We start from the raw sequence: 24,371 nt of genomic DNA on the forward strand, positions 1-24,371 counted from the left end.
ATGAAGGTTCGCAAGGTCACCGCGGCAGCCTCCGTTCTGCTCGCGCTCTCCCTCACGGCCACCGCTTGTGGCGGTGACGACAAGGACGACAAGAAGGGCTCCGGCGGGGGCGGCAAGGTCACCATCGGCATCAAGTTCGACCAGCCCGGCCTCGGCCAGAAGACGCCGGACGGCAAGTACGAGGGCTTCGACGTCGACGTCGCGACCTACGTGGCCAAGAAGCTCGGCTACAAGGAGGGCGACATCGAGTGGAAGGAAGCCAAGAGCGCCGACCGCGAGACGATGCTCCAGCGCGGTGACGTGGACTTCATCGCGGCGACCTACTCGATCACGCCGGAGCGCGAGGAGAAGGTCGACTTCGCGGGCCCGTACCTGCTCGCCCACCAGGACGTCCTGGTCCGCGCCGACGACAAGTCGATCAAGTCGCCGAAGGACCTGAACAGCAAGAAGCTCTGCTCGGTGACGGGTTCGACTTCGGCACAGAACGTCAAGGAGAAGCTGGCGCCCAAGGCCCAGCTCCAGAACTACGGCGCGTACTCCCAGTGCCTGACCGGCCTGCAGAACGACGCCATCGACGCGCTCACCACCGACGACTCGATCCTCGCCGGTTACGCCGCGCAGAAGAACTTCCAGGGCAAGTTCAAGCTCGGCGGCTTCAAGATGACCAATGAGAACTACGGCATCGGCGTCAAGAAGGGCTCCGACCTCAAGAAGAAGATCAACGACGCGCTGACCGCGATGGTCAAGGACGGCTCGTGGGACAAGGCCGTGAAGGACAACTTCGGCCCGGCCAGCTACAAGAACGAGCCCGCCCCGAAGATCGGCGACATCGTCAAGTAAGCAGGACGTGAGGGGCGTGCCGCTCACCATGGCGGCGCGCCCCTTCGCCCTCTACGCGGAAGCTGTCCCTCTACGCGGAAGCGCGGGAGAACGTGTTCGACTTTCTTGAAGGCTATGACCTATGGGGGGCCTTCTGGGAGACGGTGAAACTCACCGGACTCTCAGCGGTCGGCTCCCTGATATGGGGAACCGTGCTGGCGGGCATGCGCGTCAGCCCCGTGCCCCTGATGCGCGGCTTCGGAGCCGTCTACGTCAACGTCGTGCGGAACATTCCGCTGACCATCATCATCGTGTTCACGTCGCTCGGCCTGAACCAGACGCTGGGCATCAGCCTGGGCGCCGATGACTTCGACACCATCAACTTCCGCCTCGCCGTGCTCGGTCTGACCGCCTACACCGCCGCATTCGTCTGTGAGGCGCTGCGCTCGGGCATCAACACCGTGCCGATGGGCCAGGCGGAAGCCGCCCGGGCACTCGGGCTGAGCTTCACGCAGGTCCTCACCCTCGTCGTGCTCCCCCAGGCCTTCCGCTCGGTGGTGGCACCGCTCGCCAACGTTTTGATCGCGCTCACGAAGAACACCACCGTGGCCGCCGCGATCGGCGTCGCCGAGGCGGCCCTGCTGATGAAGGGCATGATCGAGAACGAGGCCCAGACGATCGCGATCGCCGCCGTCTTCGCCTTCGGCTTCATCTGCCTCACGCTCCCGACCGGCCTGATCCTCGGCTGGGTCAGCAAGAAGGTGGCGGTCAAGCGATGAACTCCGTCCTTTACGACGCCCCGGGCCCCCGCGCCAAACAGCGCAACATCATCTACTCGGTGATCTTCGTGATCGCCTTCGGCCTGGTGGCCTGGTGGGTCTACAGCTCCCTCTCCGACAAGGGCCAGCTCGACTGGGAGAAGTGGAAGCCCTTCTTCACGGACAGCAGGGCCTGGACGACGTACATCTGGCCCGGCCTGGAGAACACGCTCAAGGCAGCCGCGTACTCCATGGTCATCGCACTGCCGCTGGGTGCGGCCCTCGGCATCGCGCGCCTCTCGGACCACCTCCCGGTGCGCATCGTGGCCGGCGCGATCGTGGAGTTCTTCCGCGCGATCCCGGTCCTGATCCTGATGCTGTTCGCCAACGAGGCCTTCTCCAAGTACAGCGACGTCTCCTCCGACGACCGACCCATGTACGCGGTCGTGACCGGTCTCGTCCTGTACAACGCCTCCGTGCTCGCGGAGATCGTACGGGCGGGCATCCTGGCGCTGCCCAAGGGCCAGACCGAGGCGGCCAAGGCCATCGGCCTGCGCAAGGGCCAGACCATGCGGTCCGTGCTCCTTCCGCAGTCGGTCACGGCGATGCTGCCCGCGATCGTCAGCCAGATCGTGGTCATCGTGAAGGACACCGCGCTCGGCGGTGCCATGCTCACGTTCTCCGAGCTCCTGTCGACTGTCAGCACGATGAGCGGCTACTACGGCGCCAACGTCATCGCCAGCTTCACGATCGTCGCGTTGATCTACATCGCGCTCAACTTCGCCCTCACGACGTTCGCGAGCTGGCTGGAGCGACGGCTGCGGCGGGCCAAGAAGTCCACCGGCGTGGTCTTGCCTCCGGCGGCCGTGGCCGGCACCGAATCGACCGGAGCCGGTGGCACGATCTGAGCCGACCCCGGGCGCTCACCCGATGATCTGCAAGAACGAAGGCAGTGGCGATCACGCCACTGCCTTCGTCGCTTGACGCAGGAACCAGCAGTGGGTTGCATACGTTCTGTGATCGTGCACCGGGTTTCAACTGCCATTTCCTGTACGTACGTCCAGCGCTCGCGGACAGTCCTGGCAGGAGGCCGCGCGCCGTGGACCCGGTGATCGTCGTCGGCGCGGGCCCCGTGGGGCTCACGCTCGCCCTGGCCCTCGCCCGTCACTCGGTCCCCACCGTGGTCCTGGACGAGGGGCCCGGCAAGGACGAGCAGCGCCCCGCGCGGACCGTCGTCCTGCGGGAGGACACGGCAGCGCTCGTCGAGCGCCTCGCCGGGGTGTCCTTCGGAGGCTCGGACACGGGGGCGCGCTGGAGCGGCTGGCGGTCGATGCGGCGCAAGCAGGTGATGCGGCAGCTCACGTTCAGTGACGAAATGCCCTCCCCGCTGCACCTGCCGCAGCACGTGCTGACCGCTGCCCTGCGGGACGCGATCGCCGACGAGCGGCTCGTGAAGGTCGCGGTCGAGAGCAAGCTGGACACCCTGGAGCAGGACTCCTCGGGGCTGACGGCCCACGCGCGCGGCCCCAAGGACACCTGGTGGCGCGGCAGCTATCTGGTCGGCTGCGACGGGCCCCGGTCCACCGTCCGCAAGCTGCTCGACATCCGCTTCCCGGGGCGCACCGCCGTCGAGCGGCACGCGGTCGCCGCCCTGCGGACGGAACTTCCCTGGCCCGGTGAGGCGTTGTTGCACCGGAGCCCGCCGTGGCCCGGCGGAGGTCCCGAGGTGACGGCACGTCCGCTGCCGGGCGGCCTCTGGCGGATCGACTGGCTGCTGCCGCCGCGCGGCGACCTGGTGACACCCGACGCCCTCGTCGCCCGCGTCCGGGAGACGCTCTCGGGCTGGTGCGGCGCCACCCCGCCGTACGACCTGCTGGACACCGGCGTCCACACGGTCCACCACCGGCTCGCCCGCCGGTGGCGGGTCGGGCGCTGTTTCCTGGCCGGGGACGCCGCCCACCTCCTCGGCGCGCTCGGCACCCAGGGCCTGGACGAGAGCCTGCGGGACGCGGACAACCTCGCGTGGAAGCTGGCGCTGGCCTGGCACCACGGCCCGAGCGGCGCACTGCTCGACAGCTACCAGACCGAGCGGCGCGCCGCCGTGGCCGCGCGCCTGCGCGCCGCCGACCAGTCGCTGCCGCTGCTCCGCGGCGGCGGAGGTCTGCGCTCCTACGTCCCGGGGGCCGCGCGCGGCCAGGACGCGCTGCTCACGGACGGCCATGTGGGGCGCGGCCAGCTGGGCGCGCCGGGGGCGTACGCCGACTCGCCCCTGTCCCCCGGACGTTCGGACTCCACGGTGCTCGTGGCCACGGAGCCGGGCGCTCCGGTCATCGACGTGGCCGTGACGGCTCCGGACGGCTCGGTCGTGCGGCTGCGGGACCGGTTCGGCCTCAGCCAGCTCCTCGTGGTGCTCGTGGCGCCGGGAACGGTCGTATGGGACCGGCGGCACTGGATGACGGCCGGGATCATGCCCCGCCTCGCCGCCGCGGTGACCGCGCTGCCGTGCCCGGCCGAACTCCTCGTCGCGGAGAGCTACCCCGGCGCCGCGGCGCACACGGTCCTGCTCGTGCGCCCGGACGGGCATCTGGTCGCCGCGCTGAACGGCGTACGCCCCGCGGAGCTGTACGCGGCCGCCGAGGCGGCACTGGGCAAGGCGGTGCGGGAGGCGCCGGAGAAGGGACGGGCGAAGGGCACGCCGAGGAGGGACCGCGGCGGCCCGAAGAGCAGCGGAAGCCCCAAGGACGGCGGAAGCCCTAAGGACGCCGGGGCCGCCCCCGGGAAGCCCGGCAGCGAGCCTGGTGACGCCCGGGCGGCCGACCGGACGGCCCACGAGACGCCCGGTTCCGATACGAAGGACGGCCGAGCAGCCGGCGGGAAACCTGCCACCGGGCCGTCGAGCGAGCCGAAGAAGCCATCCCCGTAGGCCCCGATCCAGGTCTCCCGGCCGGGTCGAGGGGCTGCTCCAGGCCCCGTAGACAGCTGCTGTTGAAGCAGAAACGATCGTCCGACCGCATACTGGGCGCGAGTTGACCACTTCCCACGGTCATGGTCTACTCCGGACCATGACCGACACCGCTGTCCGCTTGTGGCGGAGGGTCCACATGGACCTCGTCCGCTATGCGGGCTGCGTGTGTCAGACGTCCTGCTGAATTCGCCATCTCCACCCCTCTCGCGTGCCCGTCGTCGGCGCGCCGTTCCGCGAACTCCCAGGACGGTCTCATGTCAGCGTCTGTCTCCAGCCCTGCCCCTTTGCCCTCCCCTTCCGGCTCCCGCGTGGCCCCGCCCACCTCGGCCGACCTCCTCCACTTCGTGCGCCGCACCGCCGCGGACGCAGATCTCGTCGCCTCGCTCCCCCTCGACCCCGAGGGCCGCACCTGGGTGCGCCTCGACGGGCCGGGCGGCAGCGAGGCCTGGCTGATCGGGTGGCCGCCCGGCACCGGCACCGGCTGGCACGACCACGCCGAGTCGGTCGGCGCCTTCACCACCGCCTCGGGCGCCCTCAAGGAGTACTCCCTCGCCGCCCGGCTCCCCACCGACGGCTGGAAGACCCTGGAACTCACCGAGGGCATCGACCGCGAGCGGCAGCTGCCCGCCGGGCAGGGACGGGCGTTCGGCCGCAACCACGTGCACGAGGTGCTCAACGAGTCCACTACGGAGCACGCCGTCTCCGTGCACGCGTACTATCCGCCACTTCCACGGATCCGTCGCTACAGCCGCACCGGTGACGTGCTACGCCTTGAGCACGTCGAGCGTCCGGAGGACTGGCAGTGAGTGCGGGCCTTGAGCTGAACAGCATCCCGGGTGTACCGACGGCTTCGGCGACCGCCGCGGAGCCGCTCACACCCGTGGGCATAGACGAGTTCCTGGAACGGGTGCGGCGCGACCTCGACCGGGTCACGCCCCGGCAGGCGTACGAGATCGACCGGTCCGGGGGCCTGCTCGTCGACATCCGGTACGCGGCACTGCGCGAGCGCGACGGCCTGATCCCGGGGGCGCTGGTCGTCGAGCGCAACGAACTGGAGTGGCGCCTCGACCCCCAGGGCAGCCACCGCGCCCCGCAGGCCGTCAGCCACGACCTGGAGATCGTCATCGTCTGCAACGAGGGCTACGCGTCGAGCCTCGCGGCCCACTCCCTGCGCCAACTCGGACTGCGGCACGCGACCGACCTCGTCGGCGGCTTCCAGGCCTGGAAGGCGGATGGTTTCCCCATCGCCGAGTGACTGCCGTTCACGTTTTCCAGGTACGCGTACGTTCTCCGGGAACTCGAACGCGCTTTGGGCACGCGTACGGTCTCCGGGAACACGTCAGCGCCCCTTACACACGCTCCCGGAGGAGCGTGTGTAAGGGGCGCTCGCTATAGCGTATCGACCCTTACTCCTTGGCGGTGGCCACCGACACCGGAAGCGGCTTCAGGGCAGTGCGGCCGGGCAGCGCCGTCGCCGTGAGGGCGAGCAGTCCCGCCACGGCGACCACCGCGACGTACAGCAGCGGCAGGACCACGGGGGCGGCGGAACCGGTCATGCCGACGCTGAACGCGGTCAGGACGGCGAGCGCGATGCCGCTGCCCAGGGCGGTCGCGATGAGCAGGACCGACAGCGCCTCGGCCCGCAGCATCCCGCGGACCTGGCGGCGCGTGGCCCCCGCAAGGCGCAGCAGCGCGAACTCCCGGACGCGCTCCGACACCGACATCGCGAGCGTGTTGACGACGGCGATCGCGGTGAAGGCCAGCACGAGCCCCATGGCGAGGAGGTTCACGTCGGCGCTCGACTGGCCGCGCTCGGCCTGGAGGCGGTCGACGGCGTCCGGGGACTCCACCCGCACGTTCGGGAACTTCCGCAGGGCCGCCGCGAGTTGATCCTTCGTACGGTCGCTCCTGACGAGGACCGTGGCAGCGAGCGGGTTGTCGACGTGGCGGGCGACCAGGTCGTGCGCCAGGGTCAGGTCGCCGAAGCCGAGCCCGCGCGTGTAGACGGCGCTGACCTTCAGGGTGGTCGGTGTGCCGTCGCCGAGGGTGAGCTTGAGGCTGCTGCCGGGCTTCAGGCCGAGCTGGTCGGCGGCGAGTTCACTGACGGCTATGTCGCCCGCGCCGAAGGAGGTCAGCGAGCCCGCCGTGACGTCCGGGTCCCAGGTGCGGGTGAGGCCCGCCGGCGTCACGCCCTGCGCCGGGTACTAGTCGAGCCCGACGCGCACGGTGGTGCGGACGACCTCGGTGACGGCCTCGACGCCCTCGGCCGCCCGCAGCTGCCGCGCGGCCTCCGTCGGTACGCCGGGACCCTGCGCGGCGAGCGACCAGTCCGCGCGGACGCCGTCGCGCGCCTGGTCCCGGGCGGCGGCGGTGAGCGTGGGCTGTGCGAAGAGGACCGTGCACGTCATGCCGACGAGCAGCACGAGCGGGGTGACGACGGCGGCCATGCGGGCCGCGTTCCCCCGGAGGTTGGCGTGCGCGAGGCGCCCGGCCGGTCCGGTGAGCCGCAGCACGCGGCCAAGGACGGCGGCCGAGGCCCTGACGACGAGCGGGCCGAGCAGGGCGACGGCCGAGGCGAGCACCACGACGGCCAGGAACGTGACGGGGGTCGACGCGGGCTCGGTCCGCAGCAGACTGAGGACGAAGACGAGGACGACGCCTCCCGCGAGGAAGAGCAGCCCGGCGACGACACGCGCCCAGGAGAGCTTCGTACGCTCCGCACCCGCCTCGGTCAGGGCCTCTCCGGGGCGGATGCGGGCGATGCGGCGGGCGGAGACCCGCGCGGCCGCCCAGGCGCCGAACAGCGTCGCGGCGACGGCCACCAGCGGCGGGAAGACGCTGACGACCCGGTCGAGCGTCGCCGGAACCACTCCCTCGTCGACGAACTTCCCGTACAGCAGTCCGCCGAGCGGGATGCCCGCCAGCGAGCCGAGTGCTCCGGCGGCCGCTCCGACGAGGAGCGCCTCGCGGCCGAGGAGCTTGCGGAGCTGCTTCGGGCTCGCGGCGATGGCCCGCAGCAGGGCGAGTTCGCGGTGGCGCTGCTGGATGGACAGGGCGAAGGTGCCGACGACCACGAGGACGGCGACGAGCAGCGACGTGCCACCCATCGCGCCGCCCATGCTGACGAGCTTCACCCGCGCGCCCGCCGCGTCGAGGAACTCGACGGGGCCACGGCCATCGCCACTGCTGACCTGCGCGGTCGTCCCGTCGAGCGCCTTCTTGACCGCTGCGGTGAGCGCCTGCACGGACGTGCCGTCGGCCGGCAGGACACCGAGGGCGGTGACCCGGCCGGGGTGGGCCGCGAGCCGCTCCGCCTCACGGTCGGAGAAGAACAGCGAGGTCTGGTGCGCGAGGGCGCTCCCGCCGCCGACCGGCGCGGCGATGCCCGTGACGCGGTACGTGCGCGGAGCCCGCGTCGACTGGACGGTGAGCCGGTCGCCGGGCTCGATGCGGGCGCGCTCGGCGAGGCCGCGGTCGACGACGAGGTCCCCCGCGGCACGCGGGGCCCGGCCGTCGGCGATCCGGAAGGGCGTGAGGGCGGCCGAGGTCCACGCGTGCCCGTACGCGGGACGCTCCGGGTCGCGAGCTCCGGACGTCAACGGCTCTGCCAGGAAGGTGAGTTCGGGTACGACCGAGCCGACGCCGGGCACCCCTTCCAGCCGTTTGGTGACGTCGTGCGGCAGCCAGGCCCGTTCGGCGATCGGCTTCGCCTTGTGCTTGACCTTCGTCTTGCCCTTCTTGTGCTTGACGATGGTCCGGTGCACGTTCTGATCGGCGGAGACCAGCACGGGAGCGGCGGCGTAGCGCTCGGGGCTGATGCTGCCGCGCAGGCCGGTCTCCAGGAGGGTGCCGCAGGCCGTGATGAGCGCGGCGGCGCACATCAACGCGACGAAGGCCCCTAGGAATCCGCCCTTCCGGTCGCGGATCGTCTGCAGTGCGTAGCGCAGCATCATGAGGTCTCGGTCTCTCTTCTGTTGTCGTCGGGGGTGCCGGATGGTCCGCCGGACGTGTCGGACGGTGCGTCGGCCGGACCGGACGGTGCGGGGAAGGCCAGGAAGCGGGTGAGGACGGTGCGGGCCCCGGGCGGGGTGTCGGCGTCGGCGCGCTTGTAGCGGTTGAGGAGGGCGATGTACTCCTCGAAGAACTCGCGCAGCTCGGCCACCGTCAGCCGCATCGTGCCGCGCGAGTACGGGTAGGCGTCGGCCCACTCGTCGGCGTCGGCGTCGCCGCTCTCGCGCTGCAGCTGCTCGAAGAGCTCCAGGTCAGCGGCGTACGACAGGTGGTTCAGCTCGTCCATGACGAGCCGCGTCTCGGCGTTCTGCCGACTGCGCGGCGGGAAGCGCTGGTCTCCGGGCACCGCGCGCCACCAGCGCTCGCGCCCGTGCCCGGTGCCGTCCGTCTCTTCTACGAAGCCGTACCGGGCGAGCTCGCGCAGGTGGTAGCTCGTGGCCCCGGTGTTCAGCCCCAGGGCCCTGGCCAGGGTCGCGGACGTGGCGGGCCCGTGCACGGTGAGGTGCTGGAGCATCTGCTGCCGTCGGGGCTGCGCGAGGGCTTTGAGGACCCGCAGGTCGTTCAGCTCTTCGGGAACGGGTGCGGCGCCGTCGGCCCCGGCATGGCCGGACCCGATGGCCGGGTCGGCCTCGGCGGCCCCGTCAGGGGCTCGGCCCTCGCTTCTTCCCTGGTCGTGAACCATGCGTACACAGTCGCCTGTGCACAGGTTCTTGTGCACGGTGGCAACCAGGCGTCTTCCATGGGGGGTTAGCCCCACCCCGGGCGCTCACCCCGGGCCTTCACCCCGTGCTCACGCCCCGTGCTCTCGCCTCGGAGGCTCGCCGGGGCCTCGCCTCTGGATCTCACGCCGAGGGCTCCCCTGGCTCACCGGGCCCGCGGCCTCCCCCGCCGCCCGGAACACTCCGCCCCGGGCCGGAATTCCAGCGACCGGGTCGGAGCCTCTACTCGGCGGGGCCGCCGGCAGTTCAGAGGCTCTCGTACCCGAGGTCCTCCGTGTCCTCCCCCTCTTGCTCCAGCGCCTCGCGGACCAGGCGCAGCGCCATGCCCTCCGGATATCCCTTGCGGGCGAGCATGCCCGCAAGGCGGCGCAGCCTCTTGTCGCGGTCGAGGCCACGGGTGGAGCGCAGCTTGCGGGCGACGAGCTCGCGCGCGGTGGCCTCCTCCTGCTCGGTGTCGAGCTGGCCGACGGCCTCGTCGATCAGTGCCGCGTCCACGCCCTTGGTCCGCAGCTCGCGGGCCAGGGCCCGCCGGGCGAGGCCCCGGCCGTGGTGCCGGGATTCCACCCAGGCGTCCGCGAAGGCCTCGTCGTTGATCAGTCCGACCTCTTCGAAGCGGGACAGCACCTCGTCCGCCACGTCCTCGGGGATGTCCCGCTTGCGCAGGGCGTCGGCCAGCTGCTTGCGCGTGCGGGGCGTCCCGGTGAGCAGGCGCAAGCAGATGGCCCGCGCCCGCTCAGCGGGATCCCCCATGGGCGGTTCCCCGTTCTCGGCCCTCGACGAGGACGGGGAACCGCTGTCCTGATGGCCGCTGGGACCGCCGCGCCGCCGACGGCGGCGGCCGCCTTGGCCCTCCTGGTCACCGCTCCACGGGCCGTCGGCATCGGCACCCGAACCGTCCGGCCCGCTGCCACTCCAGTGGCCGCTTCCCGGGGGGTCCGTGTGCTCCGCCCAGTCGGTACGTCGTGTCACGGCCTAGCTCTTGGCCGCCGCGGCCTTGGACTTGGTGGCCTTCGCCGCCGGAGCGGGCACCGTCTTGGCGGCGTCGGCCGCCGGGGCCTCGCCCGCGGCGTCCGCGGCGGGCTCGCTCTCGGTGCTCTCCGGCCGGACGCCGACGCCCAGCTTCTCCTTGATCTTCCTCTCGATCTCGTTGGCGAGGTCGGGGTTGTCCTTCAGGAAGTTGCGGGCGTTCTCCTTGCCCTGGCCGAGCTGGTCGCCCTCGTACGTGTACCAGGCGCCGGCCTTGCGGACGAAGCCGTGCTCCACGCCCATGTCGATCAGGCCGCCCTCGCGGGAGATGCCCTGGCCGTAGAGGATGTCGAACTCGGCCTGCTTGAAGGGCGGCGCGACCTTGTTCTTGACGACCTTGACGCGGGTGCGGTTGCCCACCGCGTCCGTGCCGTCCTTCAGGGTCTCGATGCGGCGGATGTCCATGCGCACCGAGGCGTAGAACTTCAGCGCGCGGCCACCGGTCGTGGTCTCCGGGGAGCCGAACATCACGCCGATCTTCTCGCGCAGCTGGTTGATGAAGATCGCAGTGGTCTTCGACTGGTTGAGCGCGCTGGTGATCTTCCGCAGGGCCTGGCTCATCAGACGGGCCTGCAGACCCACGTGCGAGTCACCCATCTCGCCCTCGATCTCGGCGCGGGGCACCAAGGCCGCCACGGAGTCGATGACGATCAGGTCGAGCGCGCCGGAGCGGACCAGCATGTCGACGATCTCGAGCGCCTGCTCGCCGTTGTCCGGCTGGGACAGGATGAGGTTGTCGATGTCGACGCCGAGCTTCTTCGCGTACTCGGGGTCGAGGGCGTGCTCCGCGTCCACGAAGGCGACGGCGCCGCCGGCCCGCTGCGCGTTGGCCACGGCGTGCAGCGTGAGGGTCGTCTTACCGGAGGACTCCGGGCCGTAGATCTCCACCACACGGCCGCGCGGGATGCCGCCGACGCCGAGCGCGACGTCGAGCGCGGTCGAGCCGGTCGGGATGACCTCGATGGGCTCCTGGGACCGCTCGCCCATGCGCATGACCGCGCCCTTGCCGAATTGCCGTTCAATCTGTGCGAGCGCGGCGTCGAGCGCCTTCTCGCGGTCGGTTCCTGCCATGGGTTCCACCCGGTTTGCTTGAGTCGATCGCTTCACGTCAAAGACGCTAACGCCTGCCACTGACAATGCGCCCCGACGCCCGTCCGGCCTGTGGATAACTCGGGCTCCGCGGCCCCCCGAAATCCACCGGCGCGCCCGGGAATCCCCCCGCGAACCCCCGGTACGACGCCGCCGGAGCCCCCATAAGAATGGATGTTCGATTTTGCTGTCAAGCGCACCACGCCAGGCGTGCCCGATGCGTCAGCCCGCGAGCGGAACCCTCGCTTCAGTCGCCGGGACCCGGTGGCGCACGCCTCGGTCGGCGCGGCTCGGCCGAGCCCTCAGCCCTCGCGTCCCGGCGGCGTCAGCGCGCGCCGCAGCCGGGTGAGCAGGGGCGTGCCGCCGCGGCGGCGGTGGCCGTGCACCCGCGGGTCGTCCATGACGTCGTACCGCTTCACGTACGCCCCGAGGAACGCCTGCAGCGTCGCCACCGCCGGGATGGCGATCAGGGCGCCGACCGCGCCGAGCAGGGCCGTGCCCGCGATGACCGACCCGAAGGCGACCGCCGGGTGGATGTCCACGCTCTTGGCGGTGAGCTTGGGCTGGAGCACGTAGTTCTCGAACTGCTGGTAGATGACCACGAAGCCCAGCACCCAGACCGCGTACCAGGGGTCCACGGTGAAGGCGATCAGCATCGGCAGGGCGCCCGCCAGGTACGTGCCGATCGTCGGGATGAACTGCGAGACCAGGCCCACCCACACCGCGAGGGCGGGGGCGTAGGGCACCTCGAGGATCTGCAGCAGGATGTAGTGCGCGATCCCGGAGATCAGCGCCATCAGGCCGCGCGAGTAGAGGTAGCCGCCGGTCTTGTTGACCGCGATCTCCCAGGCGCGCAGCACCTCGGCCTGCTTGGCGGGCGGGAGCACGGAGCACAGCGCGCGCCGCAGCCGGGGCCCGTCGGCGGCGAAGTAGAACGAGAACAGCAGGATCGTCAGGAGCTGGAAGAGGCCGCCGAGCACCTGCGCGGAGACGTCCAGGACGCCGCTCGCGCTGTTCTGCACGTACTTCCGCAGCCAGTCGGAGTGGACCAGGCTGTCCTGGACCTCGACGCGGGACAGGTCCGTGTCGAAGGTCTGGTTGATCCAGCGGATGACCTTGTCCAGGTAGTCCGGGAAGTCCTCGACCATGTCGACGATCTGGCCCGCGAGCATCGAGCCCATCATCGTGATGAAGCCCGCGCTGGCGATGATCACGCCGAGGAAGACGATGCCCGTGGCCAGGCCCCGGCGCAGCCCGCGCGCCGCCATCCAGCTCACCGCGGGCTCGACGGCGAGCGCCAGGAAGAACGCGATCAGGATGTTGATCAGCAGCCCGGTCAGCTGGTGGAAGGCCCAGCTGCCGAGCTGGAAACAGGCGACCAGGGCGAGCGCGAGCACCATGGCCCGCGGCAGCCAGCGCGGCATGCCCGCGCCGCGTCCCTGCTCGGCCCCGGTGGGGGGCTGGGCGGGCGGCGTGGTGCCGGGCGGCGTCACGGCCTCGGAGGTGATCTGCGCGGTGTCGTCTGTGGGTGCCACCGTGCCAGTCTCGCCCACGGAGACCGCGATCGGCCGTCGCCCCCGCCTGTTCGCGGCGCTCCTCACATCCGGCACGCCGCTCTACGGACTCCGCGCGCCCGCCCGCGGCTCCGCGTGCTCTCTCCGGAGACACCTCTGTGCCCTCGAAGGGACGCCTCTCGGCTCCCTCGTCTCCCGAGTCGCGGCACAAGCAACTCACGCGCGCGTGGAGCCCCAGGACCCGCACCCGAGGTCTTCCGGCCAGTGCCGGACGACGGCTACGCGTGCGTGAAGTCACCGCGGCGCGAGTCGTCGCTCCTGTGGATCAACGCTTTTCGGCCGGTACGTCCATGGCCCTGCACACCGCGCGCCAGACGTCCTTCGCCTCCCAGCCCGCGTCCAGCGCTTCGTGCACCGTTCGCCCGCCCAGCTCGGACATCACGTGGTCACGCGCGAAGGAGTCCGCGTACCCCGCGCCGAAGTGAGCTGCCATTCGCTGCCAGAAGACCGTCAACCGCATGCGTCCAGTATCGCGCCCCTGAGAGTGCAGCCGGGCCCGGAGGGCTTGTCGGCGGCGCATTCCGCCCTACCGTCGGAACATGGCCGAAAACGGAGCGTCCTCGCACGCCGCGTCCTCCCCGCTCGCGCGCGCCGAACAGTTCGTCTGGCTCACCGCGCGCGTCCTCGAACAGCGTCGATTCGCGTACCACTTCCTGGACGGCGCGGGCAGTGGCGACAGCGCCGACGCGGTGGAGACGGCGCTCGCCGCGTACGGCAACGCGGACGGAGGGTACGCCCACGCGCTCGAACCCGATCTGCGCGGGCCCGTCAGCCAGCCGCTGCACACCGGTCACGCGCTGCGGGTCCTGGACTCCATCGGCCGCTGCGGCGGACTGCGGGTGGAGCGCGTGTGCCGCTATCTGACGTCGGTGTCGACGGCCGAGGGCGCCCTGCCCGCGATCCATCCGAGCCAGCGCGGCTACCCCCTGGCGCCGTTCGTGCCCGTCGTGGACGACCCGCCGAGCGAGCTGCTCGCCACCGGGCCCGTGGTGGGCCTGCTGCACCGCAACGAGGTCTGGCACGCCTGGCTGTTCCGGGCCACCGACTTCTGCTGGCAGGTCGTGGAGTCCCTGGAGAAGTCGCATCCGTACGAGGTCCAGGCGGCGGTCGCCTTCCTCGACGGCGCGCCGGACCGCCCGCGCGCGGAGGCGGCGGCCGACCGGCTCGGCCGTCTGGTGCGCGAGCAGCGCCTCGTGGCCCTGGAGCCGGAGCGGGCCGACGCGTATCCGGTGCCTGAGGGGTACGCGCCCGGTGAGCACCACTTCGCCCACGACTTCGCGAGGTCCCCGGACTCGCTCGCCCGCGCCTGGTTCACGGACGAGGAGATGGCGCGCTCCGTGGACTTCCTCGTGAACGACCAACAAGAAGACGGCGGTTGGCCGATCCGGTGGCGTCAGTGGGCCCCGGGCACCGCGTTGGAGTGGCGGCCGATCGTGACGATCGACGCCCTGCGCACGCTCGCCGCGTACGGGCGGCCGATCGGCTGAGGCGGCCCCTGGGGTGACGGCCCGGCCGTCACCCCGTCAGCGCCCGTACGCCCGCCGTGACGACGACGGCGGCCGCGATGACGACGAGGAACGGCGCGCGTAGCAGCAGCGCCACGGCGGCCGCCGCGAGCCCGATGGCCTTGGCGTCGAGCACCAGGGTCCGGCCGTCGGCGAAGGCCTGCTGGGCGGTGAGAGCGGCGAGCAGCGCGACCGGCAGCAGGGCGGCCATGCGCTTCACGAGCGGCCGCTCCAGGGCTCCGGCGGGCACAAGGAGACCCGCGAGTTTGACCGCGTAGCAGCTGACGGCGGTCACGGCGATGGCTGTCCAGATGTTCAACGGCCCTGCCCTCCCGTCGTGCGCTGTGCGCGGAGGCCTGCTCCGTAGAGGACGATCGGCACGGCGAGCGCGGCCATCAGGACCGGCACGCCGGCGGGCAGCACGGGCAGCAGTCCGAGTCCCAGGAGGACCGCGACGGCGGCGACCGCGCGCTCCTGGGCGCTCCTGACCATCGGCGCGAGGAGGGCGAGGAAGACCGCGGGGCCCGCGGCGTCCAGGCCCCAGGCGTCGGTGTCCCCGATCGCCTCGGCGCCGACCGTGCCCAGGAGGGTGGTCAGGTTCCACAGGGTGTAGAGGCTGAGCCCCGTGACGGTGAAGCCGATGCGGGCGCCGCGCCGTCCGCGCTGCGCGAGCGACACGGCCGTGGTCTCGTCGATCACCCAGTGGGCCGCGAACGGCCGTACCGCGCGCGGGAGAGCGAGCAGCTGGGAGAGCCTCAGCCCGTAGAACGCGTTGCGTACGCCCAGGAAGAACGCACCCGCCGCCGCGGTGAACGGGCTCCCGCCCCCGGCGAGCGCGCCCACCAGGGCGAACTGCGAGGCCCCGGTGAACACCAGGAGGCTCAGCGCACAGGTCTGCAGCACGGTGAGGCCGCTGCCGGCCGAGGTCACGCCGAAGGCGAATCCGGAGAGGCCGACGGCGATTCCGACACCGAGGGCGTCGCGGACGACGGCGGAGTCCGCGCGGTCCGTGCCGCCCTCGGTGCCGGAGTCCGGACGGTCCGCGGCTGAGCTCGGACGGCCCGCGGCTGAGTCCACGCGGTCCGCGACGGCGTCCGTGCCGTCTACGGAGGTGTCCATGCCGTCTACGGAGGCGTCGAGTGGGGCTACGGGGCTGGGTATGTCTGCGCGTGATGTTCGTTCTGCCACGCCAAGGACGCTACGAGGGGTCCGCCCGGACGGTCTTGTACGTTCTTGCGCTCCCGCTGGTACGCGCCCGGAGGTACCCCGACGATGCGGGTGAAGTGGCGGTTGAGGTGCGGCTGGTCGGTGAAGCCGACGGCCACGGCCGCCTCCGCGGGCGTCGTACCGGCGTCCAGGAGGTGACGGGCGCGGCGTACGCGCGCGTCGGTGAGCCAGGCGTGCGGCGGCATGCCGTACGCGTCGCGGAAGGCGCGCAGCAGGGCGAAGGGCCCGACGCCGAGATCGGCGGCCAGCCGGTCCAGGCTCGGCGGATCCGAGAGGCGCTCTTCGAGGACGGCACGCGCGCGTGCGGCCACGCGGTGGCCCGCGGACCGCACGGTGCGCTCGGGCAGGGCGCCGCCGTTGAGCCGCAGCATCCGGGTCACGGCGATCCGCAGGAACGTGTCGGCGGCCAGGGCGTTGCCCTCCTCGGCGGCCCGCAGCACCTGGTGGACGAGGGCCACCGCGTACGCGTCCTCGAACACCGGCTGGACGAAGCCGGGCGTGCCGCGGATGGCCGTCGTCTCCGCGGCGATGGCCGCGACGAGGTCCGGCGCCGGGTACACCGCTCCGTACCGCCAGCCCTCGGGCCCTCCTCCGCGGCCGGTGTGCGGGGTGTCGGGGTTGATCAGGGCGAGCATCCCGGGGCCCGCGTGCCGGTCGGCGCCGCTGTGGTGGAAGACGTCGACGCCTTCGGTGACCGCGGCAAGCACGAAGTGCTCGTGGGTGTGCCGCACGAAGGTCTTGCGGACGTAGTGGGCACGCAGCAGGTCGACGCCCGGCAGCTCGGCGTAGGTCCAGTGCCGCGCCCGCTCCGGCGAACCTGTCATGCCGCCATTCTGCGCCACTGGCGCAAACCATTTCCCGGGCTGCGGCCTCGACCCGACGGGAATGTCGTTCGCGCAGGTCAGGGTCATTGTCAGTGGCGGGGTGCACGATGGGTCCATGGCTCGGTCCGCACACAGCGCCCCCGGCGCCCCCAGCGCCCTTGAGGGGTTCTCCCCCGCGACCCGCGGCTGGTTCGCGGGGGCCTTCTCCGCGCCCACGTCCGCCCAGGCCGGGGCGTGGCGGGCGATCGCGGAGGGCTCGGACGTCCTGGTGGTCGCCCCGACCGGCTCCGGCAAGACCCTGGCCGCGTTCCTCGCCGCCCTGGACCGGCTCGCCTCCGCCCCGCCCCCCGCGGACCCGAAGAAGCGCTGCCGGGTGCTGTACGTGTCGCCGCTCAAGGCCCTCGCGGTCGACGTGGAGCGCAATCTGCGCAGCCCGCTCACCGGCATCCGGCAGGAGTCCGTGCGCCTCGGCCTGCCCGAGCCCGAAGTGCGGGTGGGCATCCGCTCCGGTGACACCCCGGCGGCCGAGCGCCGCGCCCTGGCCACCCGCCCGCCGGACATCCTGATCACCACCCCGGAGTCGCTGTTCCTGATGCTCACGTCCGCCGCGCGGGACGCGCTGACGGGCATCGAGACCGTGATCCTGGACGAGGTGCACGCGGTCGCGGGCACCAAGCGCGGCGCACACCTCGCGCTGACCCTGGAGCGGCTCGACGCGCTCCTGAAGCGTCCCGCCCGCCGGATCGGCCTGTCCGCCACGGTCCGCCCGGTGGACGAGGTGGCCCGCTATCTCTCGCCGCAGCGCAGGGTGGAGGTCGTCCAGCCCGAGTCCGGCAAGGAGTTCGACCTGTCGGTGGTCGTCCCGGTCGAGGACCTGGGCGAGCTGGGCGGCTCCCCGGCGGCGGACTCCGACCAGGGAGCGGAGCGCCCGTCCATCTGGCCGCACGTCGAGGAGCGCATCACCGACCTCGTCCAGGCACACCGCTCGACGATCGTCTTCGCCAACTCCCGCCGCCTGGCGGAGCGCCTGTGCAATCGCCTCAACGAGATCGCGTACGAGCGCGCCACGGGCGAACCCCTCCCGGAGGACCACTCCCCCGCGGAGCTGATGGCGGAGTCGGGCGCCGCCAAGGGCGCGCCCCCCGTCCTCGCCCGCGCCCACCACGGCTCGGTGTCCAAGGAGCAGCGCGCCCAGGTCGAGGAGGACCTGAAGGCGGGCCGCCTTCCCGCGGTGGTCGCCACCTCCAGCCTGGAGCTGGGCATCGACATGGGGGCCGTCGACCTGGTCGTGCAGGTCGAGTCGCCGCCGTCCGTGGCCTCCGGGCTGCAGCGGGTGGGCCGCGCGGGACACCAGGTGGGCGCGGTCTCCACCGGAGTCGTCTTCCCGAAGTACCGGGGTGACCTGGTCCAGGCCGCCGTGGTCACGGAGCGGATGCGCCAGGGCGCCATCGAGTCCCTGCGCGTCCCCGCGAACCCGCTGGACGTCCTGGCCCAGCAGCTGGTCGCGATGGTGGCCCTGGACGCCTGGCAGGTGGACGACCTCCTGGCCCTGGTCCGCCGGGCCGCGCCCTTCACCTCGCTGCCCGAGTCGGCGTTCACCTCGGTCCTGGACATGCTCGCCGGACGGTATCCCTCCGACGCGTTCGCGGAGCTGCGCCCGCGCGTGGTGTGGGACCGGGTCGCGGGCACCGTCACCGGCCGCCCCGGGGCGCAGCGCCTCGCGGTGACCTCCGGGGGCACGATTCCCGACCGGGGCCTCTTCGGTGTCTTCCTCGCGGGCGCCGATCCTAAGAAGGGCGGCGGCCGCGTCGGCGAGCTCGACGAGGAGATGGTCTACGAATCGCGCGTGGGCGACGTCTTCACCCTCGGCACCAGCTCCTGGCGCATCGAGGACATCACGCGCGACCGCGTGCTCGTGTCCCCCGCCCCCGGAGTCCCCGGCCGGCTGCCGTTCTGGAAGGGCGACCAGCTGGGCCGCCCGCTCGAACTGGGGCGCGCCGTGGGGGCGTTCCTGCGCGAGATCGGCTCGCTGTCGCAGGACGACGCGCGCGGGCGCCTCCAGGCGGCGGGCCTCGACACCTGGGCCGCGGACAACGTCCTCGCGTACCTCGCCGAGCAGCGCGAGTCCTGCGGACACATCCCGGACGACCGCACCATCGTGGTCGAGCGGTTCCGCGACGAGCTGGGCGACTGGCGGGTCGTCGTGCACTCGCCGTTCGGCGCGCAGGTGCACGCGCCCTGGGCCCTGGCGCTCGGCGCCCGCCTCACCGAGCGGTACGGCATGGACGCCCAGGTGATGCACGCCGACGACGGCATCGTGCTGCGCCTGCCGGACGCCGATCTGATGGGCCTCGACCTGCTCGATCAGGAGCCGGTGGACGTCACCGTGGACTCGGCGTCCGACCCCGAGCAGGCCCCGGTCGGCGCGGCGGACGTCACCTTCGACAAGGGCGAGGTCAGCCAGGTCGTCACCGACCAGGTGGGCGGCTCGGCCCTGTTCGCGGCCCGCTTCCGCGAGTGCGCCGCCCGCGCGCTGCTGCTGCCGCGCCGCAGTCCGGGCAAGCGCACGCCCCTGTGGCAGCAGCGCCAGCGCGCCGCCCAGCTCCTGGAGGTGACCAGCGAGTTCGGCTCCTTCCCGATCATCCTGGAGGCGGTCAGGGAGTGCCTCCAGGACGTCTTCGACGTACCGGGCCTCACGGAGCTGATGGGCGACATCGAGTCCCGCCGCGTCCGGCTCGTGGAGGTCACCACCCCCGAGCCGTCCCCGTTCGCCCGCTCCCTGCTGTTCGGCTACGTCGCCCAGTTCCTGTACGAGGGCGACTCGCCCCTCGCCGAGCGCCGCGCGGCCGCCCTGTCCCTGGACTCCCGCCTCCTGGCCGAACTCCTGGGCCAGGCCGAGCTGCGCGAACTGCTCGACGCGGACGTCCTCGCCGAGCTGGAGCGCGAGCTCCAATGGCGTACGGACGACCGCCGGATCAAGGACACCGAGGGCGTCGCCGACCTGCTGCGCCTGCTCGGCCCGCTCACCGACGCCGAGTTGGCCGAGCGCGGCGCGGAGCCCGCCTGGGCGGAGGACCTCGCGGCGGCCCGCCGCGCCATCCGGGTCCGGATCGCCGGGGCCGACCACTGGGCGGCCGTCGAGGACGCGGGCCGACTGCGGGACGCCCTCGGGACGGCCCTGCCGGTCGGCGTGCCCGAGGCGTTCACGGAGCCCGTGAAGGACCCCCTCGGTGACCTCCTGGCGCGCCATGCCCGCACCCACGGCCCCTTCACCTCGGCCGACGCCGCCGCCCGCTTCGGCCTCGGCGCCGCCGTCACGGACGGCGCGCTGCACCGCCTCGCGGCGAACGGCCGGGTCGTCCAGGGCGAGTTCCACCCGGCGGGCATCGGCCAGGAGTGGTGCGACGCGACGGTGCTTCGGCGGCTGCGCCGCCGCTCCCTCGCCGCGCTCCGCCAGGAGCTGGAGCCGGTGCCCCCGGCCGCGCTCGCCCAGTTCCTGCCGCAGTGGCAGCACCTGAGCGGCCACGGCCTGCGGGGCGTCGACGGCCTGGCGCGCGCGATCGAGCAGCTACAAGGCGCGTCCGTACCGGCATCGGCCCTGGAGAAGCTCGTCCTGCCCTCCCGAGTGACGGGGTACGCACCGGCGATGCTCGACGAGCTCACCGCCGCCGGAGAAGTGGTGTGGGCCGGAGCCGGGGCCCTTCCCGGCAAGGACGGCTGGGTCTCGCTCTACCTGGCCGACGCCGCGCCCCTCCTCCTGCCGCCCGCGCACCCCCTGGAGCTCACCGCGCTGCACCAGTCCGTCCTGGACGCGCTCTCCGGGGGGTACGGCCTGTTCTTCCGGCAGATCACCGACCAGGTCCGCGCGACCACGCACCCGGACGCCACCGACCCCCAGCTGGCCGACGCGGTCTGGGACCTGGCCTGGTCGGGTCGGCTCACGAACGACACGCTCGCGCCCATGCGGTCCCTCCTCGGCTCGGGCCGCACAGCGGGTTCCACGGCCCACCGTGCGAAGCGCGCCGTCCCGCGCGGGCGCTACGGCAGCCTGACCGCCGCCGCCCGCCCCGTCTCCCGCACCGGCCCGCCCACCGTCGCGGGCCGCTGGTCGCTGCTGCCCGCGCGCGAGCCCGACCCGACCCTGCGCGCCCACGCCCTGGCCCGCACGCTGCTCGACCGGCACGGCGTGGTGACCCGCGGCGCGGTCGCCGCCGAAGGCGTCGAGGGCGGCTTCTCGGCGACGTACCGGATCCTGTCGGCGTTCGAGGACAGCGGCCAGGCCCGTCGTGGGTACGTGGTGGAGGGGCTCGGCGCGGCGCAGTTCGCCATGGACGGCGCCGTGGACCGGCTGCGCGCCACGGCCACCGCGCGGGAGCGCGCGGGCACCGGGCACACCACCGACGCCCAGGCGGTGGTCCTGGCGGCCGCCGACCCGGCGAACGCGTACGGGGCGGCCCTGCCCTGGCCCGACCCCCCGGCCGATGCCGGGCACAAACCGGGCCGCAAGGCGGGTTCCCTGGTCGTCCTGGTCGACGGCGAGCTGACGCTGTACGTGGAGCGCGGCGGCAAGACCGTCCTGGCCTGGGCCTCGTCCGAAGCAGACCAGGACCCCCGGCTCCTCGCGGCCGCGTCCGCCCTTGCCTCCGCCGCCAAGGCGGGTGCGCTCGGCACGGTCACCGTGGAGCGCGTCAACGGCGCCGCCGCCCTGACCTCTCCCCTGGCCCCTCTCCTGGAGCACACCGGCTTCCACGCCACCCCGAGAGGCCTCCGCGTCCGCGCCTGAGCACACCAGGCGCCGGGCCGACCAGACGCCGGGCCAAACAGGTACCTGGCCGAACAGTCGCCGCGCCGACCAGCCAAGAGCCAGGACGGCCACCCCAGCATCAGAGAGCCGCCCCCTGCCCACCCGCACTCGCCCCCGCGAGCCAGCGCGCTCCAGGACAGGTGCCTGACAACCCCACCCAACCCCTGGCAAGGCGCCGACACCCCACCCCCAGTGACACCCTGTCCCCATGCCCGAAGGAGACACAGTCCACCAGACGGCCCGCCGCCTCCACCGGGCCCTGGCCGGTCACCCCCTCACCCGCTCCGACCTCCGCGTCCCCAAGCTGGCCACGGCGGACCTCACCGGCCGCACCGTCCTGGACGTCACTCCGCGCGGCAAACACCTGCTCACCCGCGTGGAGGGCGGCCTCACCCTCCACTCCCATCTGCGCATGGACGGCTCCTGGAAGGTCTACGCCCCGCACGAACGCTGGCGCGGCGGCCCCGCCCACCAGATCCGGGCCATCCTCGCCACCGCGGAGCACACGGCCGTCGGCTACCGCCTGCCCGTCCTCGAACTGCTGCGCACCGCCGACGAACAGCGCGCCGTCGGCCACCTGGGCCCCGACCTCCTCGGCCCCGACTGGGACCCCGACCGGGCCCTGCGCAACCTCCTCGCGGCCCCCGAGCGCGCCCTGGGCGAGGCCCTGCTCGACCAGCGCAACCTCGCGGGCATCGGCAACATCTACAAGAGCGAGCTGTGCTTCCTGCTCGGCGTCACCCCCTGGCTGCCGATCGGCGAACTCCCCGCCGAGACGGCGAACCGCCTGCCCGCCCTCGCCAAGAAGCTCCTGGAAGCCAACCGCGACCGCCCGGACCGCACGACCACGGGCATCCCCCGCCCCGACCGACGGCTGTACGTGTACGGCCGGGCGCCGCGCCCCTGTCTGCGCTGCGGCACCCCCGTACGGTCGGCGGACCAGGGCGACGGCTCCCGCCAGCGCCCGACGTACTGGTGCCCGACCTGCCAGAGCGGCCCGACCCCATAGCGCCAAGCCCCGACCCCATAGCTCCAGGCCCCGCATCAGCTCCAGGCCCTGCCCCCCGGCTTCCGGAACCCGCCCCACCCCCACCAATTGACGGACCGTCAGCTCTCTCCTACGGTCCCGTCATGCCCTCCAAGGCGTACGACCTCACCGGCCGCACCGCGTTCGTCACCGGCGCCGCGAGCGGCATCGGCCGTGCCAGTGCCGTCCTGCTCGCGCGGGCGGGAGCCGCGGTGCACTGCGCCGACCGGGACGCACCGGGCCTGCACGAGACGGCAGGACTCATCAAGGAGTCGGGCGGCACCGCCCACCCGCACCTCCTGGACGTAGCCGACCGAACGCAGGTGGACCAGGCCGTGGCGGCCGCGGCCGAGTCGACGGGGCGCGTCGACGTCCTGGCCGCCATCGCCGGGATCATGCACAGCAGCCCGGTCCTGGAGACCCGCGAGGAGGACCTCGACCGGGTCCTGGACGTGAACTTCAAGGGGGTCCTGTACGCCTGCCAGGCGGCGGCCCGCGTGATGGTCGAGGCGGGCACGGGCGGCAGCATCGTCACGATGGCGTCGGGCGCCGTGGACACCGGCGGCCCGGGCCTGCTTTGCTACGGCGCTTCGAAGGCCGCGGTGGTGCAGCTGACGAAGACCCTGGCCACCGAGGTCGGGCCGCACGGCATCCGCGTCAACGCCGTGGCACCGGGCTGGATCCGTACGCCGATGACGGACCGCCACGACGCCGCGGCGCGGGCCCGTACCGAGGACCTCATGGCCCGGAGATCGCCGCTCGGCCGCGTGGGCACGCCCGAGGACGTCGCCCACGCCGTGCTGTACCTGGCGTCGGACGCGGCGGCGTTCACGACCGGCCAGATCCTCCGCCCCAACGGCGGCGTCGCGATGCCTTGGTAGCCGAGCCACGCCCCCGCGCCCCGCTCCGCACCCCCCGCGCTCCCCTCCCCAGCCCCCGCGCTCCGCTCAGCCGCCGACGCGCCCCGGCCGCCCCCAGCGCCCGCTCCTTGGGCACGCAGTGCACGGGCAGCAGACTCAGCCCCCATCCCCCGGCGGCGATGGTGCCTTCGAGGGCGCCCGCGTCGGGCGCCGACGCGAGCCGCAGCACCGCCCACCACCACAGCGCGGCGACACCGAGAGCCGAAGCCCACCGCAGGACGCGCCCCGCCACGGCTGTCACCTCCCGCCAGACGACGCTAGACCCGGCCCGTCCCCCTGCGGCAGGGCGCACCGGGCGCATCGAAGGTGCGCGAGCGCCGTCGACCGGCCCGCCCCTGGCGGCGGGCGCCCCGCCGGTGGGGGCCGTTATCCGTTCTCGGCCTGGAACATCCAGTGGTGCTTCTCCAGGTCGGCGGTGATGCCGATGAAGATGTCCTGGCTCACCGGGTCGGCGTCGCCGGTGGAGTTCACCCGCTCCCGCATGCGCGTGATCACGGCGCCGAGGGCCGCCACGAGCGTCCCCACCGCGTCCGTGTCCTTGACCCAGCCCTCGGGGACGGCGGCGATGCCGCTGCTGCCCGCGACGGTGGCCGCGCGACCGTCGGGCGAGACGCCGAGCGTCGAGGCCCGCTCCGCGACGGTGTCGGAGTGCAGGCGTGCCGTGTCGACGACCTCGTCGAGCTGGAGGTGGATGGAGCGGAAGCGCGGTCCGACCACGTTCCAGTGGATCTGCTTGGCGACCAGGGACAGGTCCACGAGGTCGACGAGCGCGCCCTGCAGGGCCTCGGACACCGTCTTCAGATCATCATCGGGCAGCGGGCTCTTCACGACGTACATCGGTCTCCTCCGGCTACACGGGTCGTCCAGGCGTGTTCGACCTCGCGGTTACCCGCGGTCGGCGTCACACACCCATCAACCATCGCGCACCGGCACTACTACGGCCACTTCGGAAAGCACGCCCCGGCACAGCCCCGGCAGCACGCCCAAGGGCCCAGCAAGCGCCGCGGTAACTGGTTAGGTCTGTGGGGCTGGTGGGTGTGCCGGGCTGCAGGTTGGCGGTTGCCGGTGTCCCGGCGTTGAGAGGGCTCCTGGTTTGATCTTGG

General features: G+C 72.7%; 20 protein-coding genes and 1 pseudogene. 11 read left to right on the top strand and 10 right to left on the bottom strand.

All coding sequences use genetic code 11. The annotated features are described in order from the left end of the window. The 7 genes from IG74_RS0123135 to IG74_RS0123160 all read left to right on the top strand — a co-directional run bounded on the left by IG74_RS0123135 (position 1) and on the right by IG74_RS0123160 (position 5,797). Positions 1-840, top strand: coding sequence for a glutamate ABC transporter substrate-binding protein (locus tag IG74_RS0123135; RefSeq protein WP_030680542.1), 840 nt, complete (start codon positions 1-3; stop codon positions 838-840). Positions 841-932: 92 nt separating this feature from the next. Next, on the top strand, positions 933-1,598 hold the full coding sequence (locus IG74_RS0123140) for an amino acid ABC transporter permease (RefSeq protein WP_030680544.1): 666 nt from the start codon (positions 933-935) through the stop codon (positions 1,596-1,598). Beyond that, a complete protein-coding gene (locus IG74_RS0123145; RefSeq protein ID WP_030680547.1) occupies positions 1,595-2,485 on the top strand; it encodes an amino acid ABC transporter permease in 891 nt (296 codons plus the stop codon). Before IG74_RS0123140 ends, IG74_RS0123145 begins: the two co-directional genes overlap by 4 nt. A 191-nt stretch (positions 2,486-2,676) precedes the next feature. Further along, the gene (locus IG74_RS0123150; protein ID WP_078868975.1) at positions 2,677-4,500 is read left to right on the top strand and encodes an FAD-dependent monooxygenase; all 1,824 of its coding nucleotides are present in this window, start codon (positions 2,677-2,679) and stop codon (positions 4,498-4,500) included. Positions 4,501-4,639: 139 nt separating this feature from the next. Then, positions 4,640-4,726 carry a putative leader peptide gene (locus IG74_RS54425; protein WP_324607508.1) on the top strand — a complete coding sequence of 29 codons (87 nt, stop codon included), beginning with the start codon at positions 4,640-4,642 and terminating at the stop codon, positions 4,724-4,726. Positions 4,727-4,796: 70 nt separating this feature from the next. Further along, positions 4,797-5,348 carry a cysteine dioxygenase gene (locus IG74_RS0123155; RefSeq protein ID WP_030680554.1) on the top strand — a complete coding sequence of 184 codons (552 nt, stop codon included), beginning with the start codon at positions 4,797-4,799 and terminating at the stop codon, positions 5,346-5,348. A gap of 23 nt (positions 5,349-5,371) precedes the next feature. Then, complete coding sequence (locus IG74_RS0123160; protein ID WP_051855185.1) at positions 5,372-5,797, top strand: rhodanese-like domain-containing protein; 426 nt, start codon at positions 5,372-5,374, stop codon at positions 5,795-5,797. A 151-nt stretch (positions 5,798-5,948) separates the two neighbouring features. Here the strand turns inward: IG74_RS0123160 and IG74_RS46085 are convergent. From IG74_RS46085 to IG74_RS0123190, 6 genes and pseudogenes are all read right to left on the bottom strand, one after another. After that, positions 5,949-8,495 (bottom strand): annotated as a pseudogene (locus tag IG74_RS46085) (FtsX-like permease family protein). Beyond that, positions 8,492-9,235 carry an ArsR/SmtB family transcription factor gene (locus tag IG74_RS0123170; protein ID WP_078868981.1) on the bottom strand — a complete coding sequence of 248 codons (744 nt, stop codon included), beginning with the start codon at positions 9,233-9,235 and terminating at the stop codon, positions 8,492-8,494. The pseudogene IG74_RS46085 and the gene IG74_RS0123170 overlap by 4 nt, the downstream one beginning before the upstream one ends. A 283-nt stretch (positions 9,236-9,518) precedes the next feature. Beyond that, complete coding sequence (recX, locus tag IG74_RS0123175) at positions 9,519-10,241, bottom strand: recombination regulator RecX (RefSeq protein WP_037825917.1); 723 nt, start codon at positions 10,239-10,241, stop codon at positions 9,519-9,521. A 3-nt stretch (positions 10,242-10,244) separates the two neighbouring features. After that, positions 10,245-11,369, bottom strand: coding sequence for a recombinase RecA (gene recA, locus IG74_RS0123180; protein WP_030680565.1), 1,125 nt, complete (start codon positions 11,367-11,369; stop codon positions 10,245-10,247). A gap of 320 nt (positions 11,370-11,689) precedes the next feature. Beyond that, on the bottom strand, positions 11,690-12,922 hold the full coding sequence (locus tag IG74_RS0123185) for an AI-2E family transporter (protein ID WP_030680569.1): 1,233 nt from the start codon (positions 12,920-12,922) through the stop codon (positions 11,690-11,692). A gap of 304 nt (positions 12,923-13,226) precedes the next feature. Further along, positions 13,227-13,421: a DUF3046 domain-containing protein gene (locus IG74_RS0123190; protein ID WP_030680572.1), complete on the bottom strand. Its 195-nt coding sequence runs from the start codon at positions 13,419-13,421 to the stop codon at positions 13,227-13,229. Between the two features lie 79 nt (positions 13,422-13,500). On the opposite strand from IG74_RS0123190, the gene IG74_RS0123195 reads away from it, so the two are divergent. Continuing rightward, positions 13,501-14,448 (top strand): hypothetical protein, encoded by a 948-nt coding sequence (locus IG74_RS0123195; protein ID WP_030680576.1) that lies wholly within the window; start codon positions 13,501-13,503, stop codon positions 14,446-14,448. 28 nt (positions 14,449-14,476) lie between these two features. On the opposite strand, the gene IG74_RS0123200 is transcribed toward IG74_RS0123195, so the two are convergent. Genes IG74_RS0123200 through IG74_RS0123210 form a run of 3 tightly spaced genes read right to left on the bottom strand, consistent with a single transcriptional unit; the run spans position 14,477 to position 16,517 of the window. After that, positions 14,477-14,785, bottom strand: a complete 309-nt coding sequence (locus IG74_RS0123200; protein WP_030680580.1) for an AzlD domain-containing protein — start codon at positions 14,783-14,785, stop codon at positions 14,477-14,479. Next, positions 14,782-15,585: an AzlC family ABC transporter permease gene (locus tag IG74_RS0123205; RefSeq protein ID WP_078868977.1), complete on the bottom strand. Its 804-nt coding sequence runs from the start codon at positions 15,583-15,585 to the stop codon at positions 14,782-14,784. The genes IG74_RS0123200 and IG74_RS0123205 overlap by 4 nt, the downstream gene beginning before the upstream one ends. Before the next feature lie 26 nt (positions 15,586-15,611). Continuing rightward, positions 15,612-16,517, bottom strand: coding sequence for an AraC family transcriptional regulator (locus tag IG74_RS0123210; RefSeq protein WP_051855181.1), 906 nt, complete (start codon positions 16,515-16,517; stop codon positions 15,612-15,614). Positions 16,518-16,632: 115 nt separating this feature from the next. Between IG74_RS0123210 and IG74_RS0123215 the strand changes: the two genes are divergently transcribed. The 3 genes from IG74_RS0123215 (at position 16,633) to IG74_RS0123225 (ending at position 23,229) form a co-directional block, all read left to right on the top strand. After that, positions 16,633-21,300 (top strand): ATP-dependent helicase, encoded by a 4,668-nt coding sequence (locus IG74_RS0123215; RefSeq protein WP_030680586.1) that lies wholly within the window; start codon positions 16,633-16,635, stop codon positions 21,298-21,300. A gap of 229 nt (positions 21,301-21,529) precedes the next feature. Then, positions 21,530-22,330 (top strand): Fpg/Nei family DNA glycosylase, encoded by an 801-nt coding sequence (locus IG74_RS0123220; RefSeq protein WP_030680589.1) that lies wholly within the window; start codon positions 21,530-21,532, stop codon positions 22,328-22,330. Between the two features lie 122 nt (positions 22,331-22,452). Further along, a complete protein-coding gene (locus IG74_RS0123225) occupies positions 22,453-23,229 on the top strand; it encodes an SDR family NAD(P)-dependent oxidoreductase (RefSeq protein ID WP_030680592.1) in 777 nt (258 codons plus the stop codon). A gap of 405 nt (positions 23,230-23,634) precedes the next feature. Here IG74_RS0123225 and IG74_RS0123230 read toward each other — a convergent pair whose 3' ends face one another. Continuing rightward, positions 23,635-24,105, bottom strand: coding sequence for a Dps family protein (locus IG74_RS0123230; RefSeq protein ID WP_030680595.1), 471 nt, complete (start codon positions 24,103-24,105; stop codon positions 23,635-23,637). Positions 24,106-24,371 lie beyond the last annotated feature (266 nt).

Source organism: Streptomyces sp. NRRL B-1347 (genome assembly GCF_000720325.1).
Lineage (GTDB): Bacteria > Actinomycetota > Actinomycetes > Streptomycetales > Streptomycetaceae > Streptomyces.

Coding starts and splice junctions, on each gene's coding strand:
- recA (WP_030680565.1), bottom strand. CDS start 11,369: ATGGCAGGAACCGACCGCGAGAAGGCGCTCGACGCCGCGCTCGCACAG.
- IG74_RS0123190 (WP_030680572.1), bottom strand. CDS start 13,421: ATGCGGTTGACGGTCTTCTGGCAGCGAATGGCAGCTCACTTCGGCGCG.
- IG74_RS0123205 (WP_078868977.1), bottom strand. CDS start 15,585: ATGGACACCTCCGTAGACGGCACGGACGCCGTCGCGGACCGCGTGGAC.
- IG74_RS0123155 (WP_030680554.1), top strand. CDS start 4,797: ATGTCAGCGTCTGTCTCCAGCCCTGCCCCTTTGCCCTCCCCTTCCGGC.
- IG74_RS0123145 (WP_030680547.1), top strand. CDS start 1,595: ATGAACTCCGTCCTTTACGACGCCCCGGGCCCCCGCGCCAAACAGCGC.
- IG74_RS0123135 (WP_030680542.1), top strand. CDS start 1: ATGAAGGTTCGCAAGGTCACCGCGGCAGCCTCCGTTCTGCTCGCGCTC.
- IG74_RS0123195 (WP_030680576.1), top strand. CDS start 13,501: ATGGCCGAAAACGGAGCGTCCTCGCACGCCGCGTCCTCCCCGCTCGCG.
- IG74_RS0123220 (WP_030680589.1), top strand. CDS start 21,530: ATGCCCGAAGGAGACACAGTCCACCAGACGGCCCGCCGCCTCCACCGG.
- IG74_RS54425 (WP_324607508.1), top strand. CDS start 4,640: ATGACCGACACCGCTGTCCGCTTGTGGCGGAGGGTCCACATGGACCTC.
- IG74_RS0123225 (WP_030680592.1), top strand. CDS start 22,453: ATGCCCTCCAAGGCGTACGACCTCACCGGCCGCACCGCGTTCGTCACC.
- IG74_RS0123170 (WP_078868981.1), bottom strand. CDS start 9,235: ATGGTTCACGACCAGGGAAGAAGCGAGGGCCGAGCCCCTGACGGGGCC.
- IG74_RS0123230 (WP_030680595.1), bottom strand. CDS start 24,105: ATGTACGTCGTGAAGAGCCCGCTGCCCGATGATGATCTGAAGACGGTG.
- IG74_RS0123215 (WP_030680586.1), top strand. CDS start 16,633: ATGGCTCGGTCCGCACACAGCGCCCCCGGCGCCCCCAGCGCCCTTGAG.
- IG74_RS0123210 (WP_051855181.1), bottom strand. CDS start 16,517: ATGACAGGTTCGCCGGAGCGGGCGCGGCACTGGACCTACGCCGAGCTG.